The organism is Saccharopolyspora sp., assembly GCF_017434145.1.
In the GTDB taxonomy this organism is placed as follows: domain Bacteria; phylum Actinomycetota; class Actinomycetes; order Mycobacteriales; family Pseudonocardiaceae; genus Saccharopolyspora_C; species Saccharopolyspora_C galaxeae.
The window spans coordinates 1-10,602 of sequence record NZ_JAFRFW010000825.1; the positions used below are offsets into that span (position 1 = coordinate 1).

Sequence of the window (10,602 nt, forward strand, 5' to 3'; positions counted from 1 at the left end):
CAGGTCGATCGCAAGCTGCGGGCGCTGATCGCGGTACTCGCGAACCGGCTGCGGGCGCTTCGCCCGGAATTGCCGGAACCGTCCGCGCGGCTGCTGTCGTCCGCGGCGCTGAGCGGGATCGCGAGCTGGTCCACGCACCGGGTCTCGCTCAGCGACCGCGTGGCGGAGGAAGCGCTGCACTCGATCGCCTCGGTCGTGCTGGCCGCCGAGCCGCCCTCCCCCGAGCGCAAAGCCGTCGCACCCGCCGTCGGCGGCGTGCCCGAACTCGCCGCACGGCGGGAAAAACTGCTCGCCGCAGCCGTTGTGCTGTTCCGCGAGCGGGGGTTCCACACCGTGAGCATGGAGGAGATCGGCACCGCCGCGGGGATCAACGCCTCCAGCGTCTACCGGCACTTCGCGGGCAAAGCGGATCTGCTGGCCGCGGTGTACTACCGAGCGGCCGACCGGCTGGCCGTGGCCACCGGCCGGGCCGTCGAAGGCGCCTCCGACGAGGAGACGGCGCTGCGCGGTCTGGTGGCGGCCTACGTCGAGTTCGCCTTCGACAACCGGGACCTGCTCGCGGTGTATCTCTCCGAGTACCGCAACCTGCCCACCGACGACCGGCACGCGCTGCGCCGCGCGCAACGCGACCACATCGGACAGTGGATGGCGCTGACCGAGCGCGTGCGCGAGCCGACGCGGGCGAACCGGTTGCAGGTGACGGTGCAGGCCGCGTTGAACATCGTCAACGACATGGCGATGGCCGGTTCCCGGATCGGCGGGCAGGAGCAGGCGCGGTACCTGGTGCTGGCGGTGCTGCACTCGGCTTGACTCGTGCAGGGCCTGACTTGTGAGGGGCCTGACTTGTGAAGCGCCGCTCGCGCCATCGGGATGGTCTCGGACGCTCCCGGCCAGCTGCGGATACCCGACTTCGGAACAGCTTCCAGCAGGCTTGTCTTGTTCCCAAGTTAATCGCCATTTACAGTTCACGGCATGACGCGGCACGGTCGTCGACCGGCCGCGCACGCCCTCGAAGCGGCACCGGCGCCCCCGGAAGGAAACCCATGCCACGAGTCCTCACCGATGAGCGACGCGACTTCGTCGACGCCATCGCCGAGTTCTGCCGCCGCGAGTGCGGCACGAAGCAGCAGCGCGACGAGCTGACCGGCGGCGGGCAGCACCCGCACAACCAGCAGCTCTACGCCAAGATGGCGGAGCTGGGCTGGCTCGGGGTGTCGCTGCCGGAGGAGTACGGCGGTGCCGGGCAGGGCATGACCGAGCTGTGCCTGTTCCTGGAGGAGACCGCCTACGGCCGCGCGCCGATCGGCGGCTTCGCCACCACGATCATCTCCGCGGCCGGGTACGAGAAGTTCGGCTCGCCGCAGCAGAAGGAGAAGGTGCTGCGCGGCGTGGTGGACGGCCGCGTCGAAGCGGTCTCGATGTCCGAGCCCGCAGCGGGTTCGGACGTGGGCGCGCTGGCCTGCAAGGCAACCCGGACCGACGGCGGCTGGCTGATCAACGGCCAGAAGACCTGGTGCTCCAACGCGCACATCGCCGATCACATCCTGCTGATCGCGCGCACCACTCCCGGCGGCACCAAGCACGAGGGCCTGACGCAGTTCATGGTGCCCGCGGACGCAGCGGGGCTGCAGATCACCGGCATCGACACCATGGGCGGACGGGAGGTCAACGACCTGTACTTCACCGACTGCTTCGTGCCGGACGCGGCCGTGGTCGGCGAGGTCGACCAGGCGTGGAAGCAGCTCATGGCCGGGCTCAACCTCGAGCGGATGATCCTCGCGGCGCTGATGCTGGGCACCGCCCGTCGCGCGTTCGACGACACCGTGGCCTACGTGTCCGAGCGCGAGCAGTTCGGCAGGCCGATCGGTTCGTTCCAAGCATTGCGGCACCGGATCGCCGACATGGCAACGGAATTGGAGTGCGCCCGGCTGCTGCTGGACGACGTGGCGCGGCAGATCGACGAGAACCCGGGCAAGACGTTCCCGCGCGAGGCGTCGATGGCCAAGCTCAAGTGCACCGAGCTGGCCAAGCACGTTTCGCTGGAGGGGATGCAGATGCTCGGCGGTTACGGCTACGCCACCGAGTACGGCATGGAGGCGCTGCTGCGCTCCACCGTGGTGTCCACGGTGTACGGCGGGACCAGCGAGATCCAGCGCGACATCATCGGCAAGACCTACGGGCTGTGAATCGGGAGGCGCGATCATGACCAGGACAACGACGTCCGCGGGCCAGGCAGGCGAGGCGGGCCGGGCAGCTGAGTCGGCCCGGGCAGGGGAATCGGCGCAGCTGGTCTCGACCGATCCGGCCGACGGTTCGGTCGTGGCGACCTTCTCCGTCGACGGCCCTGCCGAGGTCGCCGACGCGGTGGCACGGGCGCGGGAAGCCGCCGCGTGGTGGAGCGGGCTGGACTTCGCCGGTCGGCAGCGCTGCCTGCTGCGATGGGCGGCACATCTCACGCAGCACGCCGACGAGCTGACGGAGCTGACCCGCCGGGAGAACGGCAAGCCGCTCGACGACGCGTACCTGGAGCTCGTGCTGACGCTGGAGCACATCCGCTGGGCGGCCAAGAACGCGCGCTCGGTGCTGCGGTCCCGGTCGGTCTCACCGGGACCGTTGATGTCGAACTTCGCCGCCAGGGTGGAGCAGCGGCCGCTGGGCGTGGTCGGCGTGATCGGGCCGTGGAACTATCCGCTGTACACGCCGAACGGATCGATCGCCTACTCGCTCGCCGCGGGCAACACGGTGGTTTTCAAGCCGAGCGAGCACACGCCCGCCGTGGGCCGCTACTTCGCGGAAGCCTTCCACAAGGCGAATCCCGAGGCACCGCAAGGCGTGCTGGCCACGGTGCAGGGCGCGGGCGAGACCGGGGCGGCGCTGTGCCGGTCCGGTGTGGACAAACTCGCGTTCACCGGCTCCAGCCCCACCGGCAAGAAGATCATGGCCTCGTGCTCGGAGACGCTCACTCCCGTCCTGGTGGAATGCGGCGGGAAGGACGCGCTGATCGTCGCCGACGACGCCGACGTCTCCGCCGCGGCCGAGGCCGCGGCGTGGGGCGCGGTGTCCAACAGCGGGCAGACCTGCGTCGGGGTCGAGCGGATCTACGTCGTGCGCTCGCTGCGCGAGCGGTTCGTGGAGGCGCTGGCGCGCGAGCTGCGCGACGTGCGCGCCGGCGATTCGTACGGCCCGATGACCGTTCCGTCGCAAGTGGACATCGTCCGCGAGCACATCGAGGATGCTTGGTCGCACGGGGCGAAGGCCGTCGTCGGTGGCAGTGATTCGGTGCGCGCACCGTTCGTCGATCCGGTCGTGCTCGTCGACACCGATGAGGATTCCGCTGCTGTGCGGGAAGAAACCTTCGGGCCGACGATGACGGTGCGCACCGTCGACTCGGTGGACGAGGCGGTCGAGCTGGCCAACGCGACCAGCTACGGGCTCGCCTCCACGGTCTTCTCCCGCAACCGCGGGATGGAGATCGCCCGCCGACTGCGTGCCGGGGCGACTTCGATCAACTCGGTGCTCGGCTTCGCCGGTATCGCCGGATTGCCGTTCGGCGGGGTCGGTGAATCCGGTTTCGGGCGCATCCACGGATCCGAAGGACTGCTGGCTTTCTCCCGCCCGCACTCCATCGCACGGCAGCGCTTCGCCGTTCCGGGCATGGCGTTGATGAGCTTCCGCCGCAGCGCCGCCACCATGCGCATCATCAAACGCGTCATCGCGTTCCGCCACGGCCGGGCCAAGTGATCGACTCGGCTGATCTACGCCGGTGGACGGACCCGTCCGGACGGGACCGGTCCGTCCACTCAGGAGTCATCTTAGTGTGGTTTTCGGGCCTTGTCTTGTCAGCGGCGAAGCCGCTGAGGTTCCGCTACGCGACCCGCTATGCGAATCATTCTGAAAGAACTCTGCTGGCCGGGATCACTTCGGGGCAGCGACCACGTAATCTTCCTGCAGCGGTTGCGCGTTGAGGAAACGCCGTACGGTGTCCTGGATTCCGGCGGCATACCGCTGCTGGGCTTCCAGGCTCGTGCCGGAAACGTGCGGCGTCATCGCGTGTCCCGGCATGGTCCGCCACGGGTGGTCGGACGGCGCGGGCTGCGGATACCACACGTCACCCGCGTATCCGCCGAGATGCCCGTCGTCGAGTACCCGCACCAGGGCGTCGGTGTCCACGATCTGGCCGCGCGCGATGTTCACCAGCCACGAACCGGGTTTCATCGAGCGCAGCCGTTCCTCGTTGAACAGGCCCCGGGTCTCGTCGGTCAACGGGCAGGAAAGCACGATCGCATCGGACTGGTGCACCAGGTCGTCCAGGTGCTTGTAGCGCGCCGCGAACACCGATTCCTCGGTGGAACTGCGGCGGTGCTTGGTGTTGTACAGCACCTTGACGTCGAAACCCTTGAGCCGCAACGCGATCCGCTGCCCGATCTGGCCCATGCCGATGATTCCGACGGTCTTGTCCTCCAGGTCGTGCGAACGCGCCGCGATGTCGGCGATGTCCCAGCGCCCGTCCAGGACCTGCTGGTAGGCCGGGATGTAGTTGCGCACCAAGGTGAGCAGTTGCATCACGGCGTGCTCGGCCACGCTGACCACGTTGCTGCCGGTGACCTCGGCGACGGTGATCCCGTTGCGGGTGGCGGCATCGGCGTCGATGTGGTCCGAGCCGACACCGGCGGTGAGCACCAGCTTCAGCCGCTTCGCCCGGTCCAGGGCGTCGGCGGAGAGGTAAGTCGGCCAGAACGGGGTCGTGATGAACACGTCCGCGTCCGGGAGGTGCTCGCGCAGCGCCTCATCCCGGTCGCTGAGCGCCACGAGCTCGTGCCCTTCCGACTCCAGCAGTTTCGTCAGGCCCAGTGCCCCTTCGGTGCTGCCGAGCAGGTCGAGCCCGGAGTGGTCGACGTGCCGCTCGGTGGGGCCGGGGTAGAGCACAGCGACGAACTTCACGGCCGCCTCCTTCGGATTCGGCTTCATTCGCGCCCCGGGTACCCGCGCACCGGCGATCAACACCGGACGGCGGCGGGAAAGTGCTGTGGCATGCGGCGTGCAGGTGTCCGAGGACTCAGCCCGACCATCTACGCAAACCGCTTCCCGAACACTCTTCAGGTCAACCGGAGTCGCAATGCCGTGTTGTCCGGTCGTCGGAACCCCATGGACTCGTACATGCGGACCCCTCCCGCGGTGGCGTTGAGGTTGATCACCCGCGCAGGTGTTTCGGCTTGGAACCAGTCGAGCAACGCCTGCAGGCACGACTTCGCGTAGCCGCGCCTGCGGTGTGCCGGTTCGGTGCTCATGTTGAGCACCCGGCCGTGCAGCCCGGCGTGATTGCCGGGACCGGGCGGGACCGGCTCGCACAGGCCGACCGCGCAGCTGACCACTCCGCCCTCGGGGTCATCCACCACGAACGCGGCGAACTCCCCCGGCCGCCGCAGGCGGTCGGTGAACCACTCGCGGGCAGCGGCGCGCCATTCGACGTCCGAGACCGCGACGCCCATGTCGGCGAGCATCCGCACGCGCAACCGCAACAGGGAATCGACGTCTTGCTGGTGCGCTCTGCGCGCTTCCGGAAGATCGGACATGCCGAGCACGCTGCCGCGGATCAGATCGCACCGCAACGGTCATTCCCTTTTTGACCATCGCTCTGCTAAGCGGCTGCAGCACGATCGGCACCACCACCCCGCCGCCACGCAGGTCATTCCGAGCAGAACCTCACGCCAGCGCGCCGATGAACGAAGCCGCCGGTGCGAGCCGGGGCAGCAGCGTCGCCTGGTAGGCGTGGTAAACGTCCGGCTTGCCTTCCCAGACGGTGTCGGCCGGTCGGTTGTGCTCGTCGAGCTCGTGGTGCCACGAACCGGACTCGCGGTCGACGAAGAAGTGTTCGGCGTGCGCGGCCCACTCCTGGAACCACTGCGCGTACTGCTGCTCGCCGGTGACCTGGTGCAGCGTCCAAGCGGTCGCCATGGCTTCGGCCAGCACCCAGTGCAACCTGTTGCGCACGACCGGCGTGGCGTCGAAGTCGGTGGTGTAGACGAAGCCTTCCGCGCCGTCGGCGTTCCAGCCGTCGCGCACCGCGGTGGCGAACAGCTCACGCGCGTCCTCGAGCAGCCACCCGGGCGCGGCGTCGCCCAGCGCGACTCGGGTGTGCAGCGCCAGTCGCGCCCATTCCAGCAGGTGGCCGATGGTCACCCCGTATGGGCGGAACGGGTCGGCGGGCTTGTCCCGGTTGTACTCCAGCCGCACGTTCCAGCGCGGGTCGAAGTGCTCCGGCAGCCGCCAATGGTGCTCGCGGGCGAAGCCGTGCACCACGGCTTGCACGATGCGCGCGGCGCGGTCGGACCAGACCCGGTCGCCGGTCACATCGGCCGCGGCCAGCATCGCCTCCACGGTGTGCATGTTCGCGTTGACGCCGCGGTAGTCCTCCAGCTCGGTCCACGTGCGGTCCCAGGAGTCCGCGACCAACCCGGGCCCCTCCTCCCAGAACCGGTTCTCGACGACCTGCAGCGCGTCCCGCAGCAGCTCGCGGCCACCGTCGGCGCCGATCGCCGCAGCGCTGGCGGCGGCCAGCACGACGAAGGCGTGCTCGTAAGCGCCCTTGTGCGCAGCGACGGGCCCTCGAGCGTTCGCCGATGCGAACCAGCCACCGTGTTCGTCGTCGTGCAACAGCCCGCGCAACGCGGCGACGCCGATGTCGACCTTCTCGCGCAGCTCATCGCGCCCCTGCGCGACGGCCAGCGCGAACACGTGGGTCATCCGGCAGGTGATCCACGTTTCCACCGGCCGGTCGGCGCCCGGCCGGCCGGTTTCGTCCAGCCAGGCGAACCCGCCGTCGGGGTGCGCGGCCGCGTCGGCGAAGGCCAGCAGCCGTTCCGGCTCGTTGCGCACCCACTCCGGCACCTGCGGTTGCTCGGTCACGACGCCACCCTCCGATTCTCCAGCGGTCCGGCCGAACAGCTTGGCACATTCCGGCGGCCCGCGGGAGGACGTCTCCCGGCTGACTCCTCCACAATGGACTCTCGCGTCGAACCGGGGTCTCGCGCGTCGAGCCCGCACCGCCGTGATCGGGGACCATGTTGGCCGTGTCCAGCCGCCCGACGTTCAACAGAATCCCGCTGCACCGCGTCGCCGCGCGCGTGCGGCACGCCCTGCGACGCGTGCTGCTGGCCTCGGTGACCGCCGGGCTCGCGTGGTGGATCGCCTCGCTGCTGCTGAGCCCGCCTGCGCCGATCTTCGCCCCGATCGCTTCCATGGTCAGCCTGGTGGACGAACCCGGCGCGCGGGGCCGCCGGGCGTTCCGAGTCATCGGCGGTGTGCTGACGGGCGTGGCGGTCGGCGAAGTGCTGGTGCGCTACTTGGGGGTCGGGCCGTGGCAGCCCGCGCTGGCGGTGCTGGTGGCGACCTTGCTGGTCACCACGGCCAGCACCAATCCGCTGCCGATCATCCAGGCCGGGGTGGCCGCGCTGCTGGTGATCGCGCTGCACGCGCCGCAGACCGGGTTCAGCAGGCTGTTCAGCGCGCTCATCGGCGGGGCACTGGCGCTGCTGGTGAGCCAGGTGCTGGTCACTCCGAGCCCGCTGACGATCCTGTCGAACTCGGTGTGCGCGGCGCTCTCGCCCGCCGCGGAGGGCCTGCGCGGTGCCGCGGACGCGCTGCGGCGAGCCGATCCGGAGGCGGCTTGGCAGAACCTGGAACGGGTCCGCCGCGGCCACCACGAGCTCGCGGCGTTCGAAACCGCCCGGCAGTCCGCGCGGGCGCTGGCCCGGCAGTCCGTGCGCGGCCGGCGGCAGCGGGCCGCGGTGCTGACGCTGGACGAGCACCTGGCCGGAGTCGACCCGGTGCACACCGACTCGGTGCTGGTCGCGCGCGCCACGCACAAGCTGCTCGCCCGGCAGGACGGCGCGCCGGACTGGCTGGTCCAGGTGGTCGACGACCTGGCCGAGGCGGTGCGGACCTTCTGCGCGGCCCCGCTGGCCGACCGGAACCGGGAGAGCGCCCGCGAACTCGCAGCCCCCGCGACGCGGATCGACCCGACGGGGCTGCCGCCCGGCTCGTCGGAGCTGGCCAGCGAGATCCGGCTGGTCGCGCGAGACCTGCACGAACTGGCGAGGGGGCCGGAAGGCGGCTAGCCGGTAGCTGCCACTCGCCTGCGGGCGCCGCGCTCATCGCACGAACGGAGCAAGATTCGCGGCCGGACTCGCCGATTCGGTACCGAAGCCCGGTGCCCGGCAGGTAGAAATCCGTCTCGTGCAACGACTGATCACCGCGCGCGAGGTCCTGGCCGGACCGGTCGGGCAGCGCATCAAGGACGGCGCCGTGCTCATCGACGGCGACACGATCACCGCGGCGGGTCCGCGGGAGGAGATCGAGCGCGCGGCCGATGACGACGTACTCCGCTCGGACCACCCGCGGCACGCGATACTCCCCGGCTTGATCAACTGCCACGTGCACCTGGCGTTCAACTGCGGGCAGCACGTGGTCGACGAGCTGCGCGCCACCGACGACTCCGCGCTGCTGCTCGGCATGGCCGGGCGAGCGCAGCAGGCCCTGGCCTCCGGTGTCACGACGGTGCGCGACTTGGGCGACCGGGACGGGCTGGTGTTCCAGGTCCGCGCGGCCGTCGAACGCGGTGAGCTGCTCGGCCCGCGCATCCTCGCCGCCGGGCCGCCGCTGACACCACCGCTCGGGCACTGCTGGTTCCTCGGTGGCGAAGTGGACGGTCCGGAAGCGATCCGGGAGCGGATCCGGCGCAACGCCGCGCTCGGTGCCGACGTCATCAAGGTCATGGCCTCCGGCGGGTCGCTCACCCCGGAGTCGGTGTCCATGCGCGAGGAGCAGTTCGGCGTCGCGGAGCTGAAGCTGATCGTGCGGGAAGCCCGCGACGCGGGACTTCCGGTCGCGGCCCACGCGCACGGGTCGGACTCGCTCGCGGCGGCCACCGAGGCGGGCGTGGACACCATCGAGCACTGCACCTGGATGCGCACCGGCGGCGAGGGCCACGACCGGCGCGACGACGTGGCCCGCGCGATGGTCGAGCGCGGCGTGCGGGCCTGCGTGGCGACACCCGCGAAGTGGCGCGAATTCATGCAGGTCATCGGCCCGGCAAGTGCCCGCAACGTGGTGCAGCGGTTGCGCTGGATGGATGACCTCGGCGTGCCGCTGATCACCGGAACGGACGCCGGAGTCAGCCACCGCTCCGGTTTCGGGGATTTCGTCGAGGCGCTGGAACTCTACGAGCACGTCGGTTTCCCGCTGGAGCGCATCATCGAACTGGCCACCACGGGCAGCGCCACCGGGATCGGCCAGGGCGACCGGATCGGCCGCATCGCCCCCGGCTACGCCGCGGACCTGCTGGTGGTCGAAGGAGATCCGCTCAGCGATCTCGCCGCGTTGCGCGAAATCCGGCTGGTGCTCGCCGCGGGCCGCGTGGTGCCGCTGCCGTAGTCCGGCTCGCTCAGAACGCCAGGTACCCGCCGTCCACGGTGATCGTGTCGGCCGTGTGGAAGGAGCTGGCCGGGCTGGCCAGATACACCGCGAGCGCGCCGAAATCGCCGGGTTCGCCCCAGCGCCCCACCGGCATCCGCGGCAGCACTCGCCGCTGGAACGGCTCCGATTGCAACGCGGGATCGGCCATCGGCGTGCTCACCCAGCCCGGCAGCACGGCGTTCGCGCGGATCTTGTGCCGGGACAGCTCGATCGCGATCGACTTGATCATCGAGATCAGCGCGCCCTTGCTGGCCGCGTACCCCTGCCCGCGCGGCTGCCCCTGCACGGCGGCCAGGCTGGCGGTGCCGACGAGGCTGCCGCCTTCGCCCTGCTCGACCAGCTGCGCGGCCGCGGCCCGCAGGGTCAGGAACGCGCCGTCGACGTTGACGCGGGTGACGCGGTGGAACTCGCTCAGGTCCGTTTCCAGGAACCGCATCCCGGCCCCACCGACGCCGGCGTTCGCGAAGCACGAGTCCAACCGTCCGAAGTGGTCGGTCAGTTGCCGCATCGCATCGGCGACCTGCGCCTCGTCCGAGACGTCGCAGCGCAGCGGAAACACGTCGGTGCCGTGCGCGCGCAGCTGCTCAGCCGCGGTTTCGTTGCGTTCGGCGTTGGTGCCCCACACGCACACGCCCGCGCCCGCCGCGGCCAGCGCATCGGCCATCGCCAGGCCGATCCCGGAGTTGCCGCCGGTCACCAGCGCGACGTGTCCGCTGAGGTCGAACGGCGAGTCAGGCATCGGCGGCCTCCGGGTCGGCGAATTCCGGTGCGCGCCCGGCGAAAACGGCCTGCACCGCCTCGGTCTGGTTGGGGGTGCCGAGCAGCGCGCCCAGCGCGCGTTGCTCGGCGGCGAAGCCCTCTTCGAGGCTCACCTGCCCCGCGGCGTCCAGCAGCTCCTTGGCCCGCCGCACGGCGTGCGGGTTCTTGCCCGCGATCTCGGCGGCGAGAACGCGGGCGGCCGCCGCCGGATCGTCGGCGAGCTTGGTGGCGAGCCCGAGCGAGACCGCCTCCCGGCCGTCGACCTCCCGGCCGGTGAAGGTGAGTTCCTTCGCCACGTCCCGGCCCACGAGTTCCGGCAACACCTGCGTGCCGGTCATGTCCGGTATCAGACCCCACTTGATCTCCATG

At 70.5% G+C, this 10,602-nt stretch carries 10 protein-coding genes; 5 read left to right on the plus strand and 5 right to left on the minus strand.

The annotated features are described in order from the left end of the window. The 3 genes from IJH84_RS22390 to IJH84_RS22400 all read left to right on the plus strand — a co-directional run. The coding region (locus tag IJH84_RS22390) for a TetR/AcrR family transcriptional regulator (RefSeq protein ID WP_295148640.1) at positions 1–810 on the plus strand (810 nt) is incomplete at its 5' end. Positions 811–1,043: 233 nt separating this feature from the next. Next, positions 1,044–2,186, plus strand: coding sequence for an acyl-CoA dehydrogenase family protein (locus tag IJH84_RS22395; protein ID WP_295148643.1), 1,143 nt, complete (start codon positions 1,044–1,046; stop codon positions 2,184–2,186). A 16-nt stretch (positions 2,187–2,202) separates the two neighbouring features. Further along, the gene (locus IJH84_RS22400; protein WP_295148645.1) at positions 2,203–3,741 is read left to right on the plus strand and encodes an aldehyde dehydrogenase family protein; all 1,539 of its coding nucleotides are present in this window, start codon (positions 2,203–2,205) and stop codon (positions 3,739–3,741) included. Positions 3,742–3,915: 174 nt separating this feature from the next. Here IJH84_RS22400 and IJH84_RS22405 read toward each other — a convergent pair whose 3' ends face one another. From IJH84_RS22405 to IJH84_RS22415, 3 genes are all read right to left on the minus strand, one after another. Then, positions 3,916–4,941: an NAD-dependent formate dehydrogenase gene (locus tag IJH84_RS22405; protein WP_200069520.1), complete on the minus strand. Its 1,026-nt coding sequence runs from the start codon at positions 4,939–4,941 to the stop codon at positions 3,916–3,918. Between the two features lie 155 nt (positions 4,942–5,096). Continuing rightward, the gene (locus IJH84_RS22410; RefSeq protein ID WP_295148649.1) at positions 5,097–5,609 is read right to left on the minus strand and encodes a GNAT family N-acetyltransferase; all 513 of its coding nucleotides are present in this window, start codon (positions 5,607–5,609) and stop codon (positions 5,097–5,099) included. Positions 5,610–5,703: 94 nt separating this feature from the next. After that, positions 5,704–6,906: an AGE family epimerase/isomerase gene (locus IJH84_RS22415; protein ID WP_295148651.1), complete on the minus strand. Its 1,203-nt coding sequence runs from the start codon at positions 6,904–6,906 to the stop codon at positions 5,704–5,706. 164 nt (positions 6,907–7,070) lie between these two features. Between IJH84_RS22415 and IJH84_RS22420 the strand changes: the two genes are divergently transcribed. Both IJH84_RS22420 and IJH84_RS22425 read left to right on the plus strand, forming a co-directional pair. Then, entirely contained in the window at positions 7,071–8,117 is a 1,047-nt protein-coding gene (locus tag IJH84_RS22420) for an aromatic acid exporter family protein (RefSeq protein WP_200069523.1), read from the plus strand. 118 nt (positions 8,118–8,235) lie between these two features. After that, positions 8,236–9,432: an amidohydrolase family protein gene (locus IJH84_RS22425; RefSeq protein ID WP_295148655.1), complete on the plus strand. Its 1,197-nt coding sequence runs from the start codon at positions 8,236–8,238 to the stop codon at positions 9,430–9,432. A gap of 10 nt (positions 9,433–9,442) precedes the next feature. Here the strand turns inward: IJH84_RS22425 and IJH84_RS22430 are convergent, their stop codons facing one another. After that, positions 9,443–10,213 carry an SDR family NAD(P)-dependent oxidoreductase gene (locus tag IJH84_RS22430; RefSeq protein ID WP_295148658.1) on the minus strand — a complete coding sequence of 257 codons (771 nt, stop codon included), beginning with the start codon at positions 10,211–10,213 and terminating at the stop codon, positions 9,443–9,445. Further along, the coding region (locus tag IJH84_RS22435) for an enoyl-CoA hydratase-related protein (protein WP_295148661.1) at positions 10,206–10,602 on the minus strand (397 nt) is incomplete at its 5' end. The genes IJH84_RS22430 and IJH84_RS22435, both read right to left, overlap by 8 nt.

Bases quoted from the DNA above. Each gene is read 5' to 3' on its own strand.
- IJH84_RS22400 (WP_295148645.1), top strand. From the start codon at position 2,203: ATGACCAGGACAACGACGTCCGCGGGCCAGGCAGGCGAGGCGGGCCGG.
- IJH84_RS22395 (WP_295148643.1), top strand. From the start codon at position 1,044: ATGCCACGAGTCCTCACCGATGAGCGACGCGACTTCGTCGACGCCATC.
- IJH84_RS22430 (WP_295148658.1), bottom strand. From the start codon at position 10,213: ATGCCTGACTCGCCGTTCGACCTCAGCGGACACGTCGCGCTGGTGACC.